At 70.9% G+C, this 24,099-nt stretch carries 21 protein-coding genes; 4 read left to right on the top strand and 17 right to left on the bottom strand.

Annotation, left to right across the window (positions count from 1 at the left end; translation table 11 throughout):
* Nucleotides 1–2: 2 nt before the first annotated feature.
* A complete protein-coding gene (gene ctaD, locus LY12_RS02415) occupies nt 3–1,787 on the bottom strand; it encodes an aa3-type cytochrome oxidase subunit I (protein ID WP_253853022.1) in 1,785 nt (594 codons plus the stop codon).
* Between the two features lie 533 nt (nt 1,788–2,320).
* On the opposite strand from ctaD, the gene LY12_RS02410 reads away from it, so the two are divergent.
* Complete coding sequence (locus LY12_RS02410; protein ID WP_253853021.1) at nt 2,321–2,503, top strand: hypothetical protein; 183 nt, start codon at nt 2,321–2,323, stop codon at nt 2,501–2,503.
* Here LY12_RS02410 and LY12_RS02405 read toward each other — a convergent pair.
* From LY12_RS02405 to LY12_RS02390, 4 genes are all read right to left on the bottom strand, one after another.
* A complete protein-coding gene (locus LY12_RS02405; RefSeq protein WP_253853020.1) occupies nt 2,478–3,248 on the bottom strand; it encodes an alpha/beta fold hydrolase in 771 nt (256 codons plus the stop codon). The two genes, LY12_RS02410 and LY12_RS02405, sit on opposite strands and share 26 nt — an antisense overlap.
* A 159-nt stretch (nt 3,249–3,407) precedes the next feature.
* Complete coding sequence (locus LY12_RS02400; protein ID WP_253853019.1) at nt 3,408–3,695, bottom strand: Rv1322 family protein; 288 nt, start codon at nt 3,693–3,695, stop codon at nt 3,408–3,410.
* 84 nt (nt 3,696–3,779) lie between these two features.
* The gene (locus tag LY12_RS02395; protein ID WP_253853018.1) at nt 3,780–4,229 is read right to left on the bottom strand and encodes a GNAT family N-acetyltransferase; all 450 of its coding nucleotides are present in this window, start codon (nt 4,227–4,229) and stop codon (nt 3,780–3,782) included.
* A gap of 78 nt (nt 4,230–4,307) precedes the next feature.
* On the bottom strand, nt 4,308–5,129 hold the full coding sequence (locus LY12_RS02390) for a S1 family peptidase (protein ID WP_253853017.1): 822 nt from the start codon (nt 5,127–5,129) through the stop codon (nt 4,308–4,310).
* Nucleotides 5,130–5,227: 98 nt separating this feature from the next.
* On the opposite strand from LY12_RS02390, the gene LY12_RS02385 reads away from it, so the two are divergent.
* Nucleotides 5,228–6,721: a cobyric acid synthase gene (locus LY12_RS02385; protein ID WP_253853016.1), complete on the top strand. Its 1,494-nt coding sequence runs from the start codon at nt 5,228–5,230 to the stop codon at nt 6,719–6,721.
* Between the two features lie 243 nt (nt 6,722–6,964).
* On the opposite strand, the gene LY12_RS02380 is transcribed toward LY12_RS02385, so the two are convergent.
* A complete protein-coding gene (locus LY12_RS02380) occupies nt 6,965–8,344 on the bottom strand; it encodes a CobW family GTP-binding protein (protein WP_308292053.1) in 1,380 nt (459 codons plus the stop codon).
* A gap of 105 nt (nt 8,345–8,449) precedes the next feature.
* Between LY12_RS02380 and LY12_RS02375 the strand changes: the two genes are divergently transcribed.
* The gene (locus LY12_RS02375; protein ID WP_253853015.1) at nt 8,450–9,850 is read left to right on the top strand and encodes a mycothione reductase; all 1,401 of its coding nucleotides are present in this window, start codon (nt 8,450–8,452) and stop codon (nt 9,848–9,850) included.
* A gap of 157 nt (nt 9,851–10,007) precedes the next feature.
* Here the strand turns inward: LY12_RS02375 and LY12_RS02370 are convergent, their stop codons facing one another.
* Nucleotides 10,008–11,243: an MFS transporter gene (locus tag LY12_RS02370; protein WP_372493427.1), complete on the bottom strand. Its 1,236-nt coding sequence runs from the start codon at nt 11,241–11,243 to the stop codon at nt 10,008–10,010.
* Nucleotides 11,244–11,342: 99 nt separating this feature from the next.
* On the opposite strand from LY12_RS02370, the gene LY12_RS02365 reads away from it, so the two are divergent.
* Nucleotides 11,343–12,020 carry a FadR/GntR family transcriptional regulator gene (locus tag LY12_RS02365; protein ID WP_253854815.1) on the top strand — a complete coding sequence of 226 codons (678 nt, stop codon included), beginning with the start codon at nt 11,343–11,345 and terminating at the stop codon, nt 12,018–12,020.
* A 107-nt stretch (nt 12,021–12,127) separates the two neighbouring features.
* On the opposite strand, the gene LY12_RS02360 is transcribed toward LY12_RS02365, so the two are convergent.
* From LY12_RS02360 to LY12_RS02315, 10 genes are all read right to left on the bottom strand, one after another.
* On the bottom strand, nt 12,128–13,954 hold the full coding sequence (locus LY12_RS02360) for a helix-turn-helix domain-containing protein (protein WP_253853014.1): 1,827 nt from the start codon (nt 13,952–13,954) through the stop codon (nt 12,128–12,130).
* Nucleotides 13,951–15,351, bottom strand: a complete 1,401-nt coding sequence (locus tag LY12_RS02355) for an MFS transporter (protein WP_372493426.1) — start codon at nt 15,349–15,351, stop codon at nt 13,951–13,953. Before LY12_RS02355 ends, LY12_RS02360 begins: the two co-directional genes overlap by 4 nt.
* 55 nt (nt 15,352–15,406) lie before the next feature.
* Nucleotides 15,407–16,198 (bottom strand): 3-hydroxybutyrate dehydrogenase, encoded by a 792-nt coding sequence (locus LY12_RS02350; RefSeq protein WP_253853013.1) that lies wholly within the window; start codon nt 16,196–16,198, stop codon nt 15,407–15,409.
* A 104-nt stretch (nt 16,199–16,302) separates the two neighbouring features.
* A complete protein-coding gene (map, locus tag LY12_RS02345) occupies nt 16,303–17,160 on the bottom strand; it encodes a type I methionyl aminopeptidase (protein ID WP_253853012.1) in 858 nt (285 codons plus the stop codon).
* Nucleotides 17,161–17,308: 148 nt separating this feature from the next.
* The gene (locus tag LY12_RS02340) at nt 17,309–19,123 is read right to left on the bottom strand and encodes a penicillin-binding transpeptidase domain-containing protein (RefSeq protein WP_253853011.1); all 1,815 of its coding nucleotides are present in this window, start codon (nt 19,121–19,123) and stop codon (nt 17,309–17,311) included.
* Between the two features lie 3 nt (nt 19,124–19,126).
* The gene (locus tag LY12_RS02335; RefSeq protein ID WP_253853010.1) at nt 19,127–19,978 is read right to left on the bottom strand and encodes a GNAT family N-acetyltransferase; all 852 of its coding nucleotides are present in this window, start codon (nt 19,976–19,978) and stop codon (nt 19,127–19,129) included.
* A gap of 84 nt (nt 19,979–20,062) precedes the next feature.
* On the bottom strand, nt 20,063–20,542 hold the full coding sequence (locus tag LY12_RS02330) for a VOC family protein (RefSeq protein ID WP_253853009.1): 480 nt from the start codon (nt 20,540–20,542) through the stop codon (nt 20,063–20,065).
* Nucleotides 20,539–21,393: a helix-turn-helix domain-containing protein gene (locus tag LY12_RS02325; RefSeq protein ID WP_253853008.1), complete on the bottom strand. Its 855-nt coding sequence runs from the start codon at nt 21,391–21,393 to the stop codon at nt 20,539–20,541. Before LY12_RS02325 ends, LY12_RS02330 begins: the two co-directional genes overlap by 4 nt.
* Nucleotides 21,394–21,471: 78 nt before the next feature.
* Nucleotides 21,472–22,623, bottom strand: a complete 1,152-nt coding sequence (ispG, locus tag LY12_RS02320) for a flavodoxin-dependent (E)-4-hydroxy-3-methylbut-2-enyl-diphosphate synthase (protein WP_253853007.1) — start codon at nt 22,621–22,623, stop codon at nt 21,472–21,474.
* 249 nt (nt 22,624–22,872) lie between these two features.
* Nucleotides 22,873–24,096 (bottom strand): M50 family metallopeptidase, encoded by a 1,224-nt coding sequence (locus LY12_RS02315; protein ID WP_253853006.1) that lies wholly within the window; start codon nt 24,094–24,096, stop codon nt 22,873–22,875.
* Between the last annotated feature and the right edge of the window lie 3 nt (nt 24,097–24,099).

Genomic DNA, 24,099 nt, shown 5'->3' with positions numbered 1-24,099 from the left:
ACTCACTGTTCGCTCGCGTTGTCCTTATCGTGGTCGCCCGGCATGACCGTCCTGGTGGCGACCTGGGACGGCGCCTCCTTGGCATGCGGGTTGTCGATCTGCCTGCCGGTGAACGAGATGTGGCCCTCCGAGTGGAGCCGCTCGATCATGTGCGGGTAGTGCAGCTCGAACGCGGGCCGCTCGGAGCGGATCCGCGGCAGCTCGGTGAAGTTGTGCCGCGGCGGCGGGCAGGACGTCGCCCATTCCAGCGAGTTGCCGTAGCCCCACGGATCGTCGACGTCGACGAGCTCACCGAACCGGTAGCTCTTGAAGACGTTCCAGATGAACGGCAGCGTCGAGGCACCGAGCACGTAGGCACCGATCGTAGAGATCGAGTTGAGTGTGGTGAACCCGTCGGAGGCGAGATAGTCGGCGTAGCGGCGCGGCATGCCCTCCGCACCCAGCCAGTGCTGGACGAGGAACGTGCCGTGGAAGCCGAGGAACGTGAGCCAGAAATGCAGCTTGGCCAGCTTCTCGTCCATCATCCGGCCGGTCATCTTGGGGAACCAGAAGTAGATGCCGGCGAATGTGGCGAACACGATGGTGCCGTACAGCACATAGTGGAAGTGCGCGACGACGAAGTAGCTGTCCGACACGTGGAAGTCGATGGCGGGTGCGGCGAGCAGGACGCCGGTCAGGCCACCGAAGAGGAACGTGACGAGGAAGCCGACGGAGAACAGCATCGGCGACTCGAACGTGATGCGGCCCTTCCACATCGTGCCGATCCAGTTGAAGAACTTCACACCGGTCGGCACGGCGATCAGGAAGGTCATGAAGGCGAAGAACGGCAGCAGCACCGCACCGGTCGCGTACATGTGGTGCGCCCACACGGCCACCGAGAGCGCGGCGATCGCCAGGGTCGCCAGCACAAGGCCCTTGTAGCCGAAGATCGGCTTGCGGCTGAACACCGGGAAGATCTCGGAGACGATGCCGAAGAACGGCAGCGCGACGATGTACACCTCGGGGTGGCCGAAGAACCAGAACAGGTGCTGCCACAGGATCACACCGCCGTTGGCGGGGTCGAACACGTGCGCACCGATCGCGCGGTCGGCCAGCAGGCCCATCAGCGCGGCGGTCAGGATCGGGAAGGCGATCAGCACGAGGATGCTGGTGACCAGGATGTTCCAGGTGAAGATCGGCATCCGCCACATCGTCATGCCGGGGGCACGCAGGCAGACGACGGTCGTGATCATGTTGACCGCACCGAGGATCGTGCCGAGGCCACTGACCACCAGGCCGGAGATCCAGAGGTCGGCACCGACACCGGGCGAGTGGATGGCGTCGGAGAGCGGGGTGTAGGCGAACCAGCCGAAGTCGGCCGCGCCGCCCGGGGTCAGGAAGCCCGCGAGCGCGATCAGACCGCCGAACGAGAACAGCCAGTACGAGAAGGCGTTCAACCGCGGGAACGCGACGTCGGGCGAACCGATCTGCAGCGGCAGGATGAAGTTCGCGAAGCCGAACACGATCGGCGTCGCGTAGAACAGCAGCATCACCGTGCCGTGCATGGTGAACAGCTGGTTGTACTGCTCCTGGGACAGGAACTGCTGACCCGGCTGAGCGAGCTCGGTACGGATCAGCATCGCCATCGCTCCGCCGATCATGAAGAAGGCGAAGCACGTGACGATGTACATGATGCCGATCTGCTTGTGATCCGTCGTCCGGAACATACTCAGCAGGTACGAACCCTTTGCCGACTTCTGCGCCGGGTATGGGCGCTTCGCGATCGGCTGGGGGGCTACGGCCGTCACTCCTGCCTCCTGCACTTCGAACCCCGATCCTTGCTGCGCCACGGGCGGGGACCCACGTTGGCTACGACAGATCGTAGCCGTCGCGAGTTTCGATGGTTCCCGCGGCTGCGAACATCACGTCATGAGTGCCCGATCGGTGCCCGTCCGCCTCGGCGCCGTCCTCGCGACGGCCCGCGGGTTGGGCGTGCGCTCCGACGAGCCGGCGGTACTCGCCTCGGGGGCGAATCTCCTGGTGAGGCTGGGTGACGTCGTCGCGCGGGCGCCCGGTGCCACGGCGTCGCTGCGGCCCGATCCGGGTGCCGTACTCGCCAGAGACGTCCGGCTGGCCGGGTTCCTCGCGCGGGCCGGTGCACCCGTCGTGCCGCCGTCGTCGGACCCGCCACCGGGCCCGCACGACTCGGGCCGGGACGCAGTGACGTCCTGGCGTTACGTCCGTCACGATCGGTCGGCGGTACCGGCGCCGGCCGAGGTGGCTTACACCCTCGAACAGGTTCACGCCGCGGCGGACGAGCCTGCTCGACGGCGCCGCCGCGGTGGCCGCCTACCCGGACGCGCCCGGATCCGACACGCTGGCCCCGTTCCTCGCACTGCGCAGGCTGTACGGCGTGTGCTGGCGACGACTGCCGGCGCGCGGCACGCCCACGGGCAGCGAGGCGCGGCAGCGGGCACACGACGCGCTCGCGGCGTACCTCAGCCCTGCGGATACCAATCGATGATCGCCCTGGCCACGGCTTCGGGCGCTTCGAGCGGCGTGAGATGCCCGGCCTCCGGGATCGCTTCGAGTCGCGCGGCGGGCAGCACGTCGGCCATGCCCCTGGCGGCGTCCGGCGGCGTGAGCCCGTCCCGCTCCCCCACGAGCACGAGCGCGGGGACGTCCGCGCCCCGGAGCGTGTCGGTGGAATCCGGCCGGGCTGCCATGGCGCGCTGGGCCCACGCGACCCCCGACGGCGGCTGGGAGTCGACGAGTTCGCGGACCAGCGCCTCCACCTCCGGTTGCTGTTCCCGCGTGGCTTCGGACAGCAATGCGGGCGCCATGGCATCGGCGAGCCAGCCGGTGACGCCCTCCGCGTCGGCCCGGTCGGCGACCGACAGCCGGTTCGCACGCGCCTCGTCGGTGTCGGCCTCGGCCTTCGTGTCGATCAGCACGAGCCCGCCGACGCGCTCCGGCGCCGCCCGCAGCACGGCCATGGTCAGGTATCCGCCCATCGAACAGCCGCCGAGCACCACCCGGTCGAGGTCGAGCCGGTCGAGCAGGGCCACGACGTCACGGGCCGCATCGTCGAGGCTCGGCTCCCCGCCGGGTTGCCTGCCGGAATCCGAGTCCGGGAACGGACTGCGGCCCATACCTCGCTGATCGGGTGTGATCACCCGGGTGCGGGCGGTGAGCGGTCCGCGGACGGCGTTCCACATCCGCGCGTCGAGCGGGTACGCGTGCAGGAGAACGAGGGGAAGGTCGGCCATGACGGCGATTGTTCCCGATCAGCCGTCACCTCGGCGAGGCGGCGACGGCCACGAACCGGGTCGACGTCTCGCGGCCGTGGGGCGTCGCGGGCGCCACCTCCCACGTCGATGCCGCAGAAGGTCGATGCCGCAGAAGGTCGATGCCGCAGCGGGACGTGCTCAGCGGCGGCGGGTCGGGCCGCGCCGGCCGCGTGCCTGCCAGCAGCCGTTGTGCCAATGCCTGCGATCGGCCACCGAACCCGCTTCGTCGGCGGGCCAGGCCACGACGTGCGGAACGCCAGGGCGGATCTCGTGATCACACCCCGGGCAGCGGTACGTCTTCGTCGCCTGCGCACCCGGAACGGTCCGCACGAGCCAATCGCCGTCCTCCGCGGACTCGGAACGCGCCCACCCGGTCACGGCGGGACGCGGACGCTCGGCCCGCGATCGGCGATGGCGTCGAGGCATGCATCCACGGTAGCGAAGCCCGCAGCCTCTTCCCCCGCGCGTGTCCTGCATCCGGCACCTAGTGTTCTGCGCCCGGCGCTGGGCCTACGAGCAAGCCTTCCGACGCATGGCGATGTGGGGAATGCCGTCCTCGTCGAACTCCTCGCCCTCGGGCTCGTAGCCGAACCTCGCGTAGAAGCCCTGTGCGTACGTCTGCGCGTTGAGCACCGACTCCGCGTCGCCGATGTGCTCGACCGCCGCGTCCATGAGCCGCGCACCGAGACCGGTGCCGCGGGCCGACGGAGCCGTCACGACGCGGCCGACACGGGCGACACCGTCCGACTCGGCCAGCACGCGCAGACATCCGGCAGCTCCCGCATCACCGGCGCTGCCGGGCGCCCACACATGCCACGTCGTCGGCAGCAGGTCCAGGCCGTCGATCTCACCGTAGGGACAGTTCTGCTCCACGACGAACACGTCGACGCGGAGCCGGAGCAGGTCGTACAGTTCCGCTGCCGTGAGATCCGGGCCGCGGCGAGCCACCAGGTCGGTCACCCGGTCAGTGTGACACGGCCGTGCCAAAACCCGAGCCCACGCCCGCCACACCCCGCCGCGGCCACGGACCGGCGACGGTCAGGTGTCGACGCTCTGGCCCCCGAGCTGTGGTTCGAACGTCGAGACACGGGTGTAGACCCCGGGCTTGCCCGGCCGGGCGCAGCCGTCACCCCACGACACCACGCCGATGAGGGTGTCGCCGACCATCAGCGGACCACCCGAATCGCCCTGGCAGGCGTCCGTGCCGCCCTCCGGATAACCGGCACAGACCATCGTCTCGGGGTCGTACTCGTCGTAGGCCTCCGAGCACGTGTCGGCGGCGACGACGGGAACCTCGGCCGAGCGCAGGGTGTTCGACCGCTCGCCCGATTCTGCCGTCCTGCCCCAGCCGAGAACCGTCGCCTCCGTGCCAGCGCGGTACTTCGCCGCGTCCGAGTCGTCGGCGACCTGCGCGGTGCGGTATGGCACCGCGCGGTCGAGCGAGAGCACGGCGATGTCACCGCCCGACATGGGGTCCTGATAGCTCGGCGCGACCCACACGTCACGAACGCCGGCTTCGATCCCGCGGTCGGTCCGCGTGTCCTGCCTGCCCGCGACGACACCGAGTTCGTCGGCGGGCAGCGCGTCGGCGCAGTGTGCCGCGGTGACGACCTCCCGCGACGACGTGAGCGTGCCGCCGCAGAACTGCCTGCCGTCGTCGTCGACGAGATACACGGCGTACGAGTGGTCGGCGACGGACGTCTCCTCGCCGCCGACGACGTACGGTTCCGCGGCACTCGCCGTCGCCGGCACCAGGGCGGCGCTCGTCAGAGCCGTCAGCGCGAGCGCGGCGAGCACGGACGCGCCGCGGCGGGCCGGGCGGACCCCGCCGGAACGCGACGATGCGGGCATCACGGGCATAGCGGTCCCCTCGTAGGTCTGCTGGTCGGGTCCGGCTCAGGCTACGGCCCACATGCCCGAATCCGGTGTCGCTGGATCGGGTGGACTACCGTACTGGCGTGCGTGGTGGCCTCTTGATCGCAGGAACGACATCGGACGCCGGCAAGTCCACAGTGGCCGCCGGCGTGTGCCGCTGGCTCGCGCGCCGCGGTGTGCGAGTGGCGCCGTTCAAGGCACAGAACATGTCGAACAATTCGATGGTCTGCTCCGACGGCGCGGAGATCGGCAGGGCCCAGTGGCTGCAGGCCGTCGCCGCGGGCGCCGAACCCGAGTCGGCGATGAACCCGGTCCTCCTCAAGCCGGGCGGTGACCGGCGTAGTCACGTCGTGCTGCGCGGCACCCCGTGGGGTGACCTCCGCGCGGGGGACTGGACCCACGGTCGCCGCGAGCTGGCCGACGCCGCCTTCGCCGCGCTGGACGCGCTGCGGGAGCGATTCGACGTCGTCGTCTGCGAGGGCGCGGGCAGCCCCGCGGAGACGAACCTGCGCGACGGCGACTACGTGAACATGGGCCTCGCCCGTGCGGCCGACCTGCCGGTTCTCGTCGTCGGCGACGTCGACCGGGGCGGACTGCTCGCGGCGCTCGCCGGCACCGTCGGCATCGTCGAGCCCGCCGACCAAGCGCACCTCGCCGCGTTCCTGGTGAACAAGTTCCGCGGCGACGCGGCACTGCTCGAACCGGGCCTGCGGTCGGTCACCGAACTGACCGGCCGTCCCGTGCTGGGCGTGCTGCCCTGGCTACCGGACGTGTGGCTCGATTCGGAGGACGCACTCGCCATCGCGGGCTGGGGCGGGCATCGCCCGGGATCCGGGGCGACGCTGCGCGTGGCCGCGGTGCGATTCCCCCGCGTGTCCAACGCCACCGATCTCGACCCGCTGGCGGCCGAACCGGGCGTCGACGTGACCGTCACAGCCGACCCGGACGTGGTCGCCGCCGCCGACGTCGCCGTCCTGCCCGGCACCCGGTCCACTGTGGACGATCTGGCGTGGCTGCGGCAGCGGGGGCTCGACGTCGCCGTCCACCGCCGCGCCGAGACGGGCAGGCCGGTGCTCGGTATCTGCGGCGGCTACCAGATGCTCGGCGGGAGGATCACCGACGGCGTCGAATCCTCCGACTCCGGAGCCACCGGGCTCGGCCTGCTGCCGCTGTCCGTGGCGTTCAGCGAGGACAAGACCCTCGCCACCCCGTCGGCGCCGTGGCGCGGCCACGACGTGCGCGGCTACGAGATCCACCACGGCGTCGCCGAGCACGATCCCGGCCACGCCGCGGAACCGTTCCTCGACGGACTCCGCAGCGGCGCGGTGTGGGGCACGATGTGGCACGGCGTGTTCGAGAACGACGCGTTCCGCAGGGCTTGGCTCACCGAGGTCGCCCGTCAGTCCGGAGTGGACTGGATGCCCGCCGACGCACCCGGATTCGCCGAGCGGCGCGAGGCGATGCTCGACGACCTGGCCGACGCGATCGACGAGAACGTCGACACCGCCGCACTGGAGAAACTGATCACCGGCGGCGTCCCTGCCGACCTGCCGACCCTCCGGCTCGTCCGCGACTGACACCGTGTTGCAGTTTCCGGGGACCGTGTTGCAGTTTCCGGGGACCATGTTGCGCCCTCCGGGGGCTGTGTTGCGGATCCCGGGGATCGTGTTGCGGATTCCGGGGGCATGAACGAGGCCGCAGGACCGAACCGAACCGGCTCGCCCGCAACGGTGGTACCGGCACCCGGGTGGTGCGACGGCATTCCCGCGCCCGACCGGCCGTCGGGACGCGCCTGCGAGCCCGCCGCGGACGTGCGCTGCCTACCGTTCCGGGTCGATCTCGTCCGGCGCGACCAGCCCGTCGAACGCCTCGGGGTGGGCGACACAGCCGGTCGGCGGCGGTTCCGACGCCGCGGCGCCTGCGACGTCCACCGTGGCAGGCACGTCGGCGTACGCCTCGTCGGCCTCGGTGTCTGCGGCGGCGACGGAAGCGGCGTGGACGGCCGCGTTCGCCGGACCGCCACCGTCCACGAGGTCGCCACCGTCCACCGGGTCGTCGGCCACGGCGCGGTCCGCTCCGTCGCCGTCACCGTCGTCCCGGGTGCCGTCCGCCGCGCCGCCGGCGTCTCGCGACGGATCGGCGACGTACCGCAGCAGTGGCAGCAGGTCCTGTTCGTCGGCCTCCCCCGCCGCGGCCGTCGAGCACGCCTCCAGCTCGGCACGCAGCGTCGCGGCGTCCACACCGGCGCCGATGAGCACCAGCCTGCTCCCCTGGTCACCGGGCGGCGCCACTCGTTCCGCGCGGACGTACGCCCCGACGGTGTGCACGTCGTAGGCGTCGCGACGGCCGGGCACGCCGACGGTCACGGTGCCCTTCATCCGGTACAGCCCGGCGGGGCGGGTCTCGAGGAACGCGGCGAACCGGCGCGGATGCAGCGGCCCGGTCTCGACGGTGACGGTGTCGTAGACGGCGTGCGCGTGCGCGGAGTGGTCGTCGTGGTCATCCGTGTCCGCCTCGGCGAGCCGGAGGTCGTCGAACGTGAGTTGGCGCGGGCCGTCGTCGGGTGCGGCGGTGACGCGATCGAACAGCAGCTCCGGGTCGATCCGCCCGAACTCGGCTGGCAGCACCGGCGCCGGCCCTGCCAGCTCCCGGACCAGGTCCGCGACCCCGTCGGCGGCGCGGTCGACCTTGTTGAGCACGACCAGGTCGGCCATCGCCACCTGGTCGGCGAGCTCCGGATGCCGCTCGCGCAGTGCGGGGAACTCGGCGGCGTCGACGAGTTCGACCAGCCCGCCGTACTCGACGTACGGGTCCTCGCTGGCGAGCACGAGCCGGACGAGGCTGCGCGGCTCGGCCAGGCCGCTCGCCTCCACGACGACGAGGTCCAGCTCCGCCGCCGGGTCGGTGAGCACCGACAGCATCCGATCCAGCCCGCTCGCGTCGACCGCGCAGCACAGGCACCCGTTCTCGAGCGAGACCATCGAGTCGACCTGCCCTGCCACACTCAGCGCGTCGACGTTCACGCTGCCGAAGTCGTTGACGACGACACCGATGCGTGTGCCGCGTGCGCCCGCCAGCAGGTGGTTGAGCAGCGTCGTCTTCCCCGCGCCGAGGAAGCCGGCGAGGATCACGACCGGCACCCGGCGGGACGCGCCACGGCGCGCCTGCCTGCCGCGCCGCTGCTGACCGCTCACAGCCATGCTTGCCTCCCAGCCACGTGTCGGCCTCCTGGGAACACTCGGGCGTCGGGACGGGTTGAGGTAGGCGGACAGACCGGCAAACCCACGGCCTGAGAGGGTACCGACGTGCCGCATTACGACATCGTCATCATCGGGACCGGCTCGGGGAACTCGATCCTCGACCAGCGCTTCGCCGACCGGAAGGTCGCCATCGTCGAGAAGGGCGTGTTCGGCGGAACCTGCCTGAATGTCGGCTGCATCCCGACGAAGATGTTCGTCCACCCCGCGGACCTGGCTGCGACGCCGGCGTCGGCGGCGCGGCTGGGGGTCGACGAGACGCTGGACGGGGTGCGCTGGCGCGACATCCGCGACCGCATCTTCGGGCGTATCGACGCGATCGCCGCGGGCGGGCGGGAGTACCGCATCGAACACGACGACAACGCGAACGTCACCGTCTACGAGGGCGAAGGCCGGTTCACCGGGCACAAGGAGCTCACGGTCGAACTCGCGGGCGGTCCGGAGACGATCACGGCCGACCGGTTCGTCCTCGCGGCGGGCGGCAGGGCGGTCGCTCCCGACGTGCCGGGGCTGGCCGAAACCGGCTTCCACACGTCGGACACGGTCATGCGGATCGACGAGCTGCCACGGCGCCTGGTGATCCTCGGCAGCGGGTTCGTCGCGGCCGAGTTCGCGCACGTGTTCTCGGCGTTCGGCGTCGACGTGACGCTGATCGCCCGTTCCGGGGCGATGCTGCGCGCCGAGGACGAGGACGTCAGCCGCCGCTACACCGAGCTCGCCGCACAGCGGATCGACCTGCGCCTCAACCGCAACACCACCCGCGCCCGCCGCACGGAGACGGGGGTCGCGCTCGACCTCGAAGGGCCGGGTGGCGCCGAGACGGTCGAGGGCGACCTGTTGCTGGTGGCCACCGGCAGGCGGTCGAACGCGGACGTGCTGGACGTCGAGGCGACCGGTGTCGCGGTGACGCGGTCGGGGCACGTCGAGGTCGACGAGTATCAGCGCACGGCCGTCGACGGCATCTACGCACTGGGCGACATCAGTTCCCCCGCCGAGCTCAAGCACGTCGCCAACCACGAGGCGCGTGTGGTGCAGCACAACCTGCTGCACGACCTGGGCGTCGAGGACTCCGCCGTGGCGGCCGATCACCGGTTCGTGCCGCACGCCGTGTTCGGATCGCCGCAGATCGCCTCGGTGGGGCTGACGGAACGGGACGCGGCTGCGCAGGGCGTGGCGTACGTGACGGCGACGCAGGACTACGGCGGCATCGCCTACGGCTGGGCGATGGAGGACGAGTCGCATTTCGCCAAGCTGCTCGCCGATCCGTCGACCGGGACGTTGCTCGGTGCGCACATCATCGGCCCGCAGGCACCGACGTTGATCCAGCCGCTGATCCAGGCCATGAGCTTCGGGCTGGACGCGCGCAGCATGGCCCGCGGCCAGTACTGGATCCACCCCGCCATGCCGGAGCTGATCGAGAACGCGCTGCTGAACCTGGCGCTCGACTGAACATCCGGCGCGTCCGGTGTGCAATGCCCCCGGGGGCACCTTGGTGGCATCGAACACAGCCACGCGTCAGCGTGCCCGTGAGGGCTGACGGGCGGGAGCCACCAATCTTCCCTTGATCATGACCCGGGCGAGGCTCGCGACCGTGTGGAGGCAATCGCTAGACGTAGCGATCCTTGCCCGCGTACCAGCCGAAGGCGAGCTGGGCGGTCACGACGACGATGACCATCGTCAGCGGCACCGTCCAGCCACCGGTGAGGTCGTGCAGCACGCCGAAGGCGAAGGGCCCGAGCGCACCCAGCAGGTAGCCGAGTCCCTGTGCCATGCCGGACAGTGCCGCGGTGTCGGTTCCGGTCCGGCCGCGCAGGGTGATCGCGGTGATGGCGAGGGAGAACACCGCCATGCCGAGTCCGATGAGGATGGACCACAGCAGCGGCGCGGCGGCGGGTGCCAGCAGCAGGCCGGTGAGTCCGGTGATGCCGAGCAGGCCGAGCCCGACCGACCAGAAGCCGAGGCCGCCGCGGGCGACGACGAGCGGCGGGACGAAGAAGCTGACCGGCAGGCCCAGCAGCGACACCAGCCCCATCAGCAGTCCTGCGCTGGTCCGGCCCACCCCGGCGTCGATGAGCACCTGCGGCATCCAGCCCATCATGATGTAGGCGAAACAGGCCTGTGTGCCGAAGAATCCGGTGACGATCCATGCGAGCCGGTTGCGCAGCAGTGAACGGCGGGGCCCGGCCGACTGCGCCGCGTGTGACGCGCTGAGGCCACCGCCGCGGGTCGCGGCGAACCACAGCACCAGCGCCACCACGGCCAGTACCGCCCAGCCGCCGAGGCCGCCCCGCCAGCCTCCGGCGAGTTGCGTCAGCGGCGGGGTGACCGACGACCCGAGCGCGCCGCCGGTCTGCAGTGCCGCCGTGTAGATGCCGGTCATCAGGCCCACACGGGCGGCGAACGAGGTCTTGATCACGACGGGGATCAGCACGTTGGCCAGTGCGATACCGGCGCTGGCCACGAACGTTCCCGCCAGCACCACCGAAGGGCCGTCGACGACGCGCAGCAGCAGTCCGCCGGTGAGCACGACCAGTGCCGTGGCGACGGCGGCCGACAGTCCGATCCGGCGCGCCAGCCAGGGCGCCCCGAACCCGGCGACGGCGAAACACAGCCCGGGCATCGTGGTCAGCGCGCCTGCCCACGTGCCACTCGCACCGAGGGTGCGGGTGACCTCGTCGAGGATGGCGCCGACGGAGGTCACCGAGGGGCGAAGGTTCATGGCGGCCAGCACGACGGCGACGGCGAGCAGACCGGCACCGGCGCCTGCCGCACCGTGCCGTCGGGGTCGCCCTGACGCCGCGGGCGGCGCCTCGGCGGTGGACTCCGTCGAACTGCTCGTCATACCCACGACGCTAACAAAAGGTAGGATGACCGGGCGAACCAACCTTTCATGGTGTGATCGGTGTTCGGCAGAATGGCCGACCCGAAGGAGGTGCCGCCCGTGCCACTGTCCGCACCCCAGCGCTCCGGGCTGGTCGACCAGGTGATCGGCCAGCTGCGCGAGGCCATCCGCAGCGGCGAATGGCCGCTCGGCGAGCGCATCCCCACCGAGGCGTCACTGGCGGCCGACCTCGGCGTGGGGCGCAACACGGTGCGCGAGGCGGTGCGCGCGCTGGCGCACAGCGGCCTGCTCGACGTCCGGCAGGGCGACGGGACGTACGTACGAGCCACGAGCGAGGTGTCCGGTGCGATCCGCAACCTCGCGGGCACCGAACTGCGCGAAGTACTCCAGGTGCGCAAACCCCTCGAGGTCGAGGGTGCCCGCCTCGCCGCCGCCGCACGCACCGACGACGACATCGCCCGGCTGCGCGAACTCCTCGACGGCCGCGACCGCGCATGGGCCGACCGCGAGATCGACGACTACGTCCGCATCGACGCCGCGTTCCACCAGGCCGCGGTCGAGGCTGCGCACAACTCCGTGCTCACCGAACTGTACCGGGGGCTCACCGAAGTGGTCGTCGCCAGCGTCGCGGCGATGACCAGACTCGGCCTCCCCAAGCCCGAGGAGACCGGCCACCGCGGTCTGCTCGACGCGATCGTCGCCAGGGACGCGGACCGCGCGGCCACCGAGGTGTGTGCCTTCTTCGCCGAACTCGACGCCCACCGCGACGTGAGCTGAACACCGCACCGAACGACCGGCACAGCCCGTGTTGCGGTTCCCCGGAGCCCGCGTTGCGGTTCCCGGGAGCCCGTGTTGCGGTTCCCGGGGCCGGGTCGATCGCGCCGTCAGCCGAGCCGGTGCAGCCGCAGTGCGAGCTGGAGTTCCAGCGCCCGCTCGGGCTCCTGCCAGTCGTCGCCCAGCAGTGTCGATACGCGTTCCAGCCGCTGCGCCACGGTGTTCACGTGGACGTGCAGCCGGTCCTTGGCGCGCGTCAGGCTGCCGTTGCAGTCGAAGTAGGCGGACAGGGTGTTGGCCAGATCCGTGCCACGCTCGGCGTCGTAGTCGAGCACGGGGCCGAGCGTGGCTCGCACGAAGTCGGGCACGTTCGCCCTGTCGCCGAGCAGCAGTCCGACGAACCCGAGGTCCGCCGCGTCGGCGCCGGTGCCGCGCCTGCCCAGTGCGAGCAGCGCACTCAGGCAACGGGCGGCCTCGGCGTGCGCTTCGGCGATCTCGGCGGGCCCGCCCGCCGGACCGGCCGCCCCGACCGTGACCGGACCGTGGAGCTGCCGGGTGAGATCCGCGGCGACGGTGCGCGCCACCTCTCCCGGTCGTTCACGCGCGATCAGCACCACGACCCGGTCGGCGTGCACACCGGCGAGCACGCCGTAGCGCGCTGCGGCCGAGGCCAGCCGGGTGCGCGTGAGACCCGCGTCGCCGTCGGCGTGCAGCAACAGCACGGCGTGCGGCTCGGTCAGGTCGACCCCGAGCCTGCGTCCCCGTTCCAGCAGGGTCGCGGGGTCCCGTTCCGGGGCGCTGAGCAGGTCGGTGAGCAGCTCGCCGCGCACCCGGTCCTCGGCTTCGGCCGCCGACGACCGCAGCAACAGCAGCAGCGCCGTCACCATGCCTGCCCGTTCGAACAACCGCCGGTCCGCGTCGCCGAGATCCGACCGTCCGGTGAGCGTGATGCTGCCGAGCAGCTGCGGACCCGCCATCACCGCACACACCCAGTCGCCGGCATCGGCGACGGCACGGCCCGAGGCACGTGAGGCCGCCAGTGCGTACGCACTGCGGGCGCCCGGCTCAGCTCCCGCGCACGCCAGTTGTGTCCCGTCGGGCTCGTGCACGACGATGCCGCCGTCGAGCACCGCCGCGACGGCCTCGGCGACGCGCTGGACGTCCGCACCACCGAGCACCAGCTCCGCCAGCCGGTCGTGGGCGTCCTGCGCCCGTGCGAGCGACTCGTGGTGGCCGCGGATCGTCTCGTTGGCCTGGCCCAGCTCGTCCAGAGCCGCAGCGCTGGACTCGATGAGACGGGCGTTGTCGATCGCGATCGCGGCGTGGTCGGCCAGCGAGGACAGCAGCGCGACCTCGTCGGGCGTGAACGTGCGCGACCTGCGGTCCGAGGCGTAGAGCACGCCGATGACCCGGTCACCGAGCGCGAGCGGAACGCCGAGGATGGCGATCAGCCCCTCGTCGCGCACGGCCCTGTCGATCGGCCCGGTGTGGCGGAACCGGTCGTCCTGCGGGTAGTTCGACGTGGCGTAGGGCCGCACCGTCTGCGCCACCAGTCCGCCGAGGCCCTCCCCCATCCCGAGCCGCACCTGCTGGAACAGCGCCGACGCGGAACCGTCCGTGACGCGCATGTAGGTGCTGTCGGAACCCTCGTCGTTGAGACTCAGGTACGACACGTCGACCCGCAGCAGCATGCGCGCCCGGTGGACGATGGAGCGCAGCACGGCGTCCAGGTCCCGCAGCCGCGCCAGATCGCTGGCCGTGTCGAACAGCGCGGCCAGCTCGGTCTCGCGCCGCGTGTGCGCGTCGAGGGTGCGCCGGATCGTCAGCGCCAGCCGCAGCGCTTCGTCGTCGGTCTCACCGGTGTCGGTCCGGGTGAGGTCCTCCGCCGAAGCGCCGTCGGCCAGCAGTCGCAGGAGTCGGGCAGCGCCGTCGGTCACCGCTCGATCGTCGCACCGGTGTCTGCCGAGCGCGGATCATCGGCGTCGGATCCGCTCACATCGGCCAGTGAGCGGCCCCTGGTCTCCTTGGCCAGGTACACCGCGACGATCGTGATCGCACAGGTCGCGGCGACGTAGAGCGAGATCGCCACGCTGGCTCCGGTGCTGCTGAGCAGGGCCGTCGCGATGAGCGGTGCGAGCCCGCCCGCGGCGATCGAGGCGAGCTGGTACCCGATCGACGCGCCCGAGTAGCGGACCTTCGTGCCGAACAGTTCGGAGAAGAACGCCGCCTGCGGGCTGTACATGGCGCCGTGGAGGACCAGGCCGACCGTGACCGCCACGATGGTTCCCAGCGCCGACGCGGTGTCGAGGAGCGCGAAGAAGGCGAACGCCCACACGCCCATGCCGATCGCCCCGAACAGGTACACGATGCGGCGTCCCACGATGTCGGAGAGCCAGCCCCAGAACGGGATCACCGCGAAGTGCACGGCCGAACCGATGAGCACGGCGTTGAGGCCGAGCGACTTGGGCAGCTCCAGGTGTGTCGTGAGGTAGGTGAGCACGAACGCGGTGATCACGTAGTACGAGGCGTTCTCGCCGAACCGCGCGCCCATCGCGATGAGCACCTCGCGCCAGCTGTGGCGCAGCACCGTCAGGATCGGCGCCTTCTCGGGAGCCGGATTGTCGCCCGCCTTCTTGACCGCCTCGACGAACACCGGCGATTCTTCGACCGCGAGCCGGATCCACAGGCCGATCGCCACCAGCACGCCCGAGAGCAGGAACGGGATGCGCCAGCCCCAGGCCTCGAACGCCGCATCGCTCTGCACGGTGGCCAGTACGGCCAGCACCGCGGTGGCCAGCAGGTTGCCCGCCGGCACACCGGCCTGCGGCCACGACGCCCAGAAGCCGCGCCGCTTCGCATCGCCGTGCTCGGACACGATCAGCACGGCGCCGCCCCATTCGCCGCCGACCGCGAATCCCTGTACGAGGCGCAGGAAAATCAACAGCAGTGGCGCCGCGACCCCGATGGACGCGTAGGTGGGCAGCAGGCCCATGAGGAACGTGGCGGCGCCCATCAGCAGCAGGCTCAGCACGAGGAGCTTCTTGCGGCCGAGCTTGTCGCCGAAGTGGCCGAACACCAGCCCGCCGAGGGGACGGGCCACGAAGCCGATGGCATAGGTTGCGAACGCCAGCATGACGCCGACCAGCGGGTCGTAGTCGGGGAAGAACAGCTTGTTGAACACGAGCGCGGCGGCCGAGCCGTAGAGGAAGAAGTCGTACCACTCGACGGTGGTTCCGATCATGCTCGCGCCGACGACGCGGACGATGTTGGTCCGTTTCGGCTGCTCTCCGGACTCGGCGGAGCCGGGGGTCGGCCCGGACGTCGGATCTGTCATCTCGATCACCACTTCGTTGTGTGTGCGGGGACGGTTGGGGAGTCTCCGGACCGGCTCAGGCCGCGGTCCAGCCGCCGTCGACCGGGATGGATGCGCCGGTGAGGTAGGCCGCGTGATCGCCGCACAGCCACGCCGCGACGGCGGCGACCTCCTCCGGTTCGATGAGGCGTTTCACCGCGGTGCGGGCGAGGAAGACGTCGTCGGTGACCGCGTCCTCGCCGATGCCGCGGGTACGGGCCTGATCGGCGATCTGCCCGGTGACCAGGGGTGTGCGCACGTAGCCGGGGTCGATGCAGTTGCTGGTCACCCCGTGGGCCGCGGCTTCGAGCGCGGTGACCTTGCTGAGCCCTTCGAGCGCGTGTTTCGCGGCCACATAGGCCGACTTGTGCGGGCTGGCGCGGAGACCGTGCACGCTCGAGATGTTGACGACACGTCCCCAGCCGCGTTCGTACATGCCGGGCAGCACGCGGCGCAGCAACAGGAACGGTGCCGTGACCATGAGGGTCTGGATGGTCCGGAACATCTCGGGCGGAAAGTCCGGGATCGGAGCGACGTGCTGGATGCCCGCGTTGTTGACGAGGATGTCGACATCGCTGGGCAGCCGGTCGATCGCGGCGGGGTCGGTGAGGTCGGCGGTATGGGGCCGGGCACCGCTTTCCGCCGCGGCCTCGGCGGTGGAACGCTCGTCGACGTCGACGAGGTGCACCGACGCGCCCGCTTCCGCGAACGCGCGGACGCAGGCCCGGCCGATGCCGCCTGCGCCACCCGTGACGAGCACGCTGCGCCCGTGCAGCGGTGGATACGGCGATGCGGCCGCTCCGGCGGCGACTGGAGTGGTCGTGGTCACAGGTGTCGACCGTAAGTGGAAGACCCCGCCGCGGCTATGTGGTCACGCGATACACCTCGGACGACTGCAGTGTGCCCGGAATACATGCATGTCCGGGCACTCCGTCAGGGCAGGGTGAGGATCTCCGCACCGTCGGCGTTCACCACGAGGGTGTGTTCGAACTGGGCGGTCCACTTCTTGTCCTTGGTGGTGACCGTCCAGTCGTCGTCCCACACGTCGTAGTCGATCGTGCCGAGGGTGATCATCGGCTCGATCGTGAAGGTCATGCCTTCCTCGATGAGCGTGGTGACGTTCGGCTCCTCGTAGTGCAGCACCGTCGGCTCGGTGTGGAATGCGGGGCCGACGCCGTGACCGGTGAAGTCGCGCACGACGCCGTAGTCGAATCGTTTGGCGTAGGCCTCGATGACCCGGCCGATGACGTTGAGCTGCCTGCCCGGCCGGACCGCCTTGATCGCACGCCTCAGGGTCTCCTCGGTGCGCTCCACCAGCAGGCGCGCGTCCTCGTCGACGTCCCCGGCGAGGAACGTGGCGTTGGTGTCGCCGTGCACGCCACCGATGTAGGCCGTGACGTCGATGTTGCAGATGTCGCCGTCCTCGATGACCGTCGAGTCCGGGATGCCGTGGCAGATGACCTCGTTCATGGAGGTGCAGCACGACTTGGGGAAGCCCCGGTAGCCGAGGGTCGACGGGTAGGCGCCGTGGTCCATCAGGAACTCGTGCACGACCTTGTCGACGTCGTCGGTCGTGTTGCCGGGCTTGACGGCATTGCCGCCCTCCTGCAGTGCTTGCGCCGCGATCTTGCTGGCCACCCGCATCGCCTCGATGGTCTCGGGTGTGCGCACCGCGCCACTGTTGTCCCGCTTCGGGGCAGGCTTGTCGACATATTCGGGGCGGGTGATCGACGGCGGAACCTCACGGCGGGGCGTCTGAACACCGGGCTGCAACGGAGCGCGAACGGGCATACCCAAAAGCATAGTCGCGCGGTAGCGCGTCCTTGGGGGGCGGCGGTCGGGCGACGGGCGGGCATAGTCGCGCGGTAGCGCGTCCTTGGGGGGCGGCGGTCGGGCGACGGGCGGGCGGCGGCGTGGTCGGTGCCGGCACGACGCCGGGCTACCGCAGGCCGGAGAGGAAGTCGCGGGTGACGTCGACGGCGGGTTTCGACGACCCGGCGCCGGTGAGCAGGGTGGCGAACGCGACGTCGTCGAGCGGCCCGGCGTCGCCGTAGCCGGCGAACCAGCCGTGGGAGTTGCTGCCGTCGCCGTACTGGGCGGTTCCGGTCTTGCCGCGCACGTCCGGCAGGTCCCGCAGCGCGGTCGCGGTGCCGTCGGTGACGACCTCGCGCATCATGCGCCGCAACGGCCGCAGCACCTCGCCGGGCAGGGGTTCGCCGGTCTTGCTCGTCTCGGTGCGGTCACCGCGGACGAGCCCGGGCGTGGGCATCTCGCCTGCGTCGACGGTCGCGGCGGCCAGTGCCATTCCGAACGGGCTCGCCAGCGTCTTGCCTTGGCCGATGCCGTTCTCCGCACGCTGCACCCGGTCGTCGGAGGCGGGCACCGATCCGGTGATCGTGGTGATCCCGGGGATGACGAAGTCGGCGCCGATACCCAGCGACCGCGCAGCGTCGGTGAGCGCGTCGGGGGGCAGCTGCGCCGACAGCTGGGCGAACGTCGTGTTGCACGATTCGGCGAACGCCGTGTGCAGTGGCACTCTGCCCAGATCGAACCGGTTCTCGTTCGGGATGCGCCGGTGGCCGATCGTGGTCGTCGCGGGACACGCCACCGTCGCGTTCGGCCTGGTCTCCCCCGCGTCGAGCGCTGCGGCCGCGGTGGCGATCTTCAGCGTCGAACCCGGCGGGTACCGGCCGGTCAGTGCAATCGCGCCCTGGTCGGCTGCGGCCTCGTTCTGGGCGACCGCCAGCAGGTCACCGTTCGAAGGGCGGACGGCCACGATCGCCGCGGGCCCGTCGACCTTCTGCAACGCACGCTCGGCGGCCTGCTGGACGGGCAGGCTCAACGTCGAGTGCACGGCCGACGCCGGTTTCGCCTCCACGGCGTGCAGCTGGCGCACTTCCGCGCCGGCGCTGTCGTTGACGGCGATCCGCCAGCCGTCCTTGCCGGCCACCCGGTCGGCCACGTGGTTGCGGATCATCGGCAGGATCGTGTCGCCGAGGCCTCGTTCGGCCGACAGCAACCGCTCCCGGCTGGTGAACCGCACTCCCGGAAGCTCGTAGATCTGCGGCTTGACCTGCTGGTAGTCGGCCGACCGCAGGCTGACGACGAGGTAGCCCTGTCCGTCCTCGGTGCCGCGTGCGCCGTCGAGGATCGAGCGTTTCGTGATGCGCTCGTCGAACTGCGACACCGCGTCGGCCAGCGTGCCGGCCACCTCGTCGAGCCGGTCGCCCGCAGCTTTCCGGTCGAGCATGACGCCGACGACGGTGTCGGTCTTCAACAGCGCCGCGCCGTCGCGGTCGAGTACGGGTGCGGGCGCGGGGGTGTCGGTGACGAGCGAGAGGCTCTGCTGTGCCCCGAGGTCCGGATGCACGACGGTGGGCGCGAAGTGCACCTTCCAGCCGTCGTCGGTCGAGCGCAGCTCGGCCTGCGCCTCGTAGCGCCAGGTCCGCCCGTCGCCGAGGTCCCAGGTGAGGGTGTAGCGGCCGTCCGCTCGTTCGCCGCCCGCGGTTTCGGTGACCTCGCCTGCCGCTGCCGACAACGCCGGTTCGCCGAGCTCGTCCCTTGCCTGGCCCAGCGTCGCGCGGGCGGTGTCGGGTGCGTCGGTCAGCGCGGCCGCTTCACCGAGCGTGTTCTCCTGCCATGCGGCGAGGAACTCGTCGAGGACGTTCTCGGCCTGGCTGCCGCCGAACACACTGCAGCCGGACACGGCCAGCACGACCGTCAGCACGAAGGCGGTAGCAGCACGTTTCGCCATGGATCAGAACAACACCGTCGCGAAACTGCCGACCTGGCGGAATCCGATCTTGCGGTACGACGCGAGCGCGGGCGTGTTGAACGAGTTGACGTACAGGCTCGCCACCCGGCCCATTCCTTTCACCAGACGGGACGCGAGCGCAGCCGTGCCCGCGGCGCCGAGGCCTTCGCCGCGGCGGTCCGGGTGTACCCACACCCCTTGGATCTGGCCGACGTGCTGGGACAGCGCGCCGATCTCGGCCTTGAACACGACCTGGCCGCCCTCGAACCGGGCGAATGCGCGGCCACTGGCGATCAGCTCTGCGACGCGTGCCCGGTACCCGGCACCGCCGTCGCCGGCACGCGGGTCGACGCCGACCTCCTCGGTGAACATCGCGACGGCCGCGGGCAGATAGCGTTCCAGTTCGTCCGGTCGCACGGGTCGCACGAGCCGGTCGGGCAGTACGTCCGGGTTGCGGTCGAGTGCCATCAACGGCTGTTCCGCGCGGACCTCGCGCGCCGGGCCCCAGTCCACGGCGAGCTCGTCCCACAGGCCCAGCACCTGCTCGGACGGACCGACCACGGAGGAACAGCGCCGCGAGCGCCGCAGTGCACGGTCGGCGAACGACCGGATGGCGACGCTGCCGCCGGCGAGGGGGATCATGTTCGGCCCGGCGAAGCACAACCCGTCGAGCGCGCCCTTCGGCTCACGCCCGTCGGAACCCCACAACTCACCGCCGAGGCGCCACGGGTCCACACCCGCGATCTCGACGCGCGCGGACACCATGCAGTTCGCCACCGGGTTCGCGCCGAGCGCGGCCCGGACGGCCGGATAGTCCCTGTCATCGAGCAGCCGCGCACCAGCAACCCGCAACACATCGTCCAGCCTGCCAGAGATCCGCCCGCAGCGGGCAGCGACCACCCCAGTGGGCGTACCCGCGGCGGGTCGCTCCGGCGAGTGTCAGGCACCCGGGTAGGTGCCGAAGACCCAGACCGTGCCCTCGGGATCGGCGACCGCGACGTTGCGGGAGCCGTAGTCGGTGTCGTGCGGTTCCTGCCGGATCGTCGCGCCTGCGGCCCGCGCACGGTCGTACACCGCGTCGGGATCGGCCGTCACGACGTAGATCCACTGCGGTTCCCGGCCCGCCGCACCCGCACCGTCGTGCGCCTCGGGGCTGCGGGAGCCGACCATCACGCCGCCGCCCTCGGGCCAGCGGAGCTCGCCGTGCACGACCCCGCCGTTCTCACCGGGGACGATCAACGTTTCGGTGAAGCCGAGTACTCCGGTGAGGAAGCCCCGGGCCGCGGCGATGTCGTCGTAGAGCACGCCCGGCCACACGCCCGGCGTGGCGCGGCCCTGACCGGACGAGGATTCGGCGGTCGTTGCTGTGTCGGTCGTTGCTGTGTCGGTCGTTGCGGTGTCGGTCGTTGGGTTCGTCATGGCTCCGAGTCTGGGTTCGGGGCCATGCCCGGGTCTTGGCGAAACGGGAACTCCTCGGCGAGCCAGGTGGTGGGCACGCAGCCGGCGAGTGCCCGCCACTCCCCCGTCAGGTGCGGCTGGTCGGAGAAGCCACACAGTGCCGCCGTCTCGGCCAGGCCACGGCCCGCTTTCAACAGGTCTACGGCACGTTCGAACCGGACGACCCGGGTGGCCTGTTTCGGCGTCAGTCCGATCTCGCGGCGGAACCGCTCGCCGAAGTGGCGCCTGCTCCACCCTGTTTCGCGGGCCAGCGTGTCCACCCGGACGGTTCCGGCGGAGCTGCGGATGCGCCGCCACGCCCACCCGAGGTCCGCCGCGGCCCGGTGCGAGTCCTCGCTCAGCCGGGCGCTCAGCACGTCGTCGAGGATCGCGAACCGGCTCGGCCAGTCGGGGGCCGCTGCGAGCCGCTCCGGCAGCCGGGCGAGGTCGTCACCAAGCTCGGCCAGGTCGACGACGTGCCCGGTGAGTTCGGCGGCGGGCACGCCCAGCAGCGCCGCCGCGCCCACGGGTTCGAGCGCCAGCTCCATCCCGTACTCCGCCGCGCGGCGCTCGATGAGCACCGGCGAGGTGTGCAGCCCGCCGAGCAGCGCCCGGAACTCGCCGGGTGACTGGTCATCGCGCGGCATGCCCAGGACGCGGACCGGGTCGCCCAGGCTGATGTTGAGGGTCAGATGTCCGCTCGGCAGGCCGCGATGCACGGACGCCGCATCGGCTCCCACGTCCGCGGCGCCGGCGGACCGGTACCCGACGTAGCGCGCCACCCATGGCCGCAGCCATGGCCGCGGCCTCGCGACAGCCCAGCCGTCTCCCACACCGTCGAGCGTGGCAGAAACGTGCAGCACGGACCAGTAACAACCGGACGGTCCGCCTCGGGCACGTCCGGCGTGGGGTCAGCCCACCGTGACGACCGGCTCCCCCGAGCCGTCGACGTCGCCGTTCTCCTCGGCGATGCGCATGGCCTCCTCGATGAGGGTCTCGACGATCTGCGCCTCCGGCACGGTCTTGATGACCTCGCCCTTGACGAAGATCTGCCCCTTGCCGTTCCCGGACGCGACGCCCAGGTCGGCCTCCCTCGCCTCACCGGGGCCGTTGACGACGCAGCCCATGACCGCGACCCGCAGCGGCACCTCCATGCCCTCGAGACCCGCGGTGACCTCGTCGGCCAGCTTGTATACGTCGACCTGCGCGCGGCCGCACGACGGGCACGACACGATCTCGAGCTTGCGCGGGCGCAGGTTGAGCGACTGGAGGATCTGCGTGCCGACCTTGATCTCCTCGACCGGCGGCGCGGACAGCGACACGCGGATCGTGTCGCCGATGCCCTGCCGCAGCAACGCACCGAATGCCACGGCGGACTTGATGGTGCCCTGGAACGCCGGTCCGGCCTCGGTGACGCCGAGGTGCAGCGGGTAGTCGCACTGTTCGGCGAGGATCTCGTAGGCGCGCACCATCACGACCGGGTCGTTGTGCTTGACGGAGATCTTCAGGTCGTGGAAGTCGTGTTCGGCGAACAATGACGCCTCCCACAACGCCGACTCGGCGAGTGCCTCCGGCGTCGCCTTGCCGTGTTTCTCCAGCAGTCGCTTGTCGAGCGAGCCTGCGTTGACGCCGATGCGAATGGGTGTGCCGTGGTCCTTCGCGGCGTGCGCGATCTCGGCGACCTGGTCGTCGAACTTGCGGATGTTGCCGGGGTTCACGCGCACGCCCGCACAGCCGGCCTCGATCGCGGCGAAGACGTACTTCGGCTGGAAGTGGATGTCGGCGATCACCGGGATCTTCGATTTCTGGGCGATCGCGGGCAGCGCCTCGGCGTCGTCGGCACTCGGACAGGCCACGCGCACGAGGTCGCAGCCCGACGCGGTCAGCTCGGCGATCTGCTGCAGTGTGGAGTTGATGTCCGCGGTGTTCGTCGTGGTCATCGACTGCACCGAGATCGGATGGTCGCTGCCGACCCCGACGGGTCCGACCTGCAGTTGCCGGGTCTTACGCCGTTCGGCCAGTACGGGGGGTGGGGTGCCGGGCAGACCAAGGTCGACGGTCATCGATTCCTCTGCAAAGTCGGCGAACGCGTTCGCTCCCAGGATACTCGCGCCCGGATCGGCCACGCGCCGCCGATGACGACAATGGCCATCGTCACGGCATCGAAGGCCGTGTGGCCCCCGCCCGGCACGCGAACCGGGCGGGCCGGGCGGGCCGGGCGGGCCGGGCACAGCCGAGCGCGGGCGCCCGCACCGGTTCACCCCGCCTCGGCTCCCACCGGGCGACCATGATCAAGGGAAGATCAGTGGCGCCTATTCGGTGATACGGATCGGGTTGACCACGTCGGCGGTGATGGTCAACAGCACGAACGCGCCGCCGACGACGATGATGACCATCGTCACAGCGTTGAGCTTCGTGTAGTCGACCGGTCCGGCAGCCGCCTTGCCGCGCAGTTTTCGCAGCCAATCGCGAACACGTTCGTACCAGGTCACCGCGATGTGACCGCCGTCGAGCGGCAGCAACGGCAGCAGGTTGAAGATGCCGACGAAGAAGTTGAGGCTGGCCAGCAGGAAGAAGAACAGTTCCCACAGGCCCTCCTGGGCGGCCTCGCCGCCGATCCGGCTGGCCCCGACGACGCTGATCGGCGTGTTCGGATCGCGTTCCGCACCGAAGATCGCCTCGACGACCGCGGGTACCCGCTCGGGCAGTTCGAGCAGCCGGTTCCACGTCTCGGCCACGAGGTCGCCGGTGAACGCGGCCGTGCCGCCGATCGCCTCCGCAGCGCCGTACTCCCAGCGGTTGGTGAACGTCACGCCGATCGACCCGATGTCGACGAGCTTCCTGGCCTCGGGGTTCTCCGGATCGGTCACCGGCCGTGTGACCTTCTCCACGTCGACGGTCAGCGGGATGACCTCGCCGCCGCGCTCGACGCGGAAGTCGGTGGGGCCGGACAGGTTCTGCACCTCGGCCACGACGTCGTTGTAGGTCGGGGTCTCCTGGCCGTTCACCGCCACGATCACGTCGCCCTGCCGGATCCCGCCGTCACGGGCCGGCGCGGGCGCTCCCGGATCACAGGTCGGGTTCGTGTACTGCTGGTTGGTGCGCGCGTCCTGGACACACGGCGACACCTGCGAGATCTCCGGCGTGCCGAACAGGTTCGGCAGGCCCATCGTGACCGCCAGCAGGTACAGCACGACGAAGCCCAGGACGAAGTGGGTGAACGACCCGGCCGCCATGACGACGGTGCGCTTCCACGTCTTGAACCGGTACATCGCGCGTGGCCGCTCGTCGTCGGTGACCTCGTCGAGCGCGGTCATACCCGCGATGTCGCAGAAACCGCCGAAGGGCAGCCACTTCAGGCCGTACTCGGTCTCGCCGCGGCGGAACGAGAACACCGTCGGGCCGAAGCCGACGAAGTAGCGCCGCACCTTCATCCCGAACGACTTGGCGGCGATCATGTGGCCCGCCTCGTGCAACGCCACCGAGATGCAGATGCCGAGCGCGAAGAGCACGACCCCCAGGATGTAGACGAGCACCCG

The sequence above is a fragment of the Prauserella alba genome, from assembly GCF_024171735.1.
GTDB classification, from domain to species: Bacteria; Actinomycetota; Actinomycetes; order Mycobacteriales; family Pseudonocardiaceae; genus Prauserella; species Prauserella alba.
Note: the sequence above shows the minus strand (reverse complement) of the source record. Positions and strands in the feature narration are given on the sequence as shown.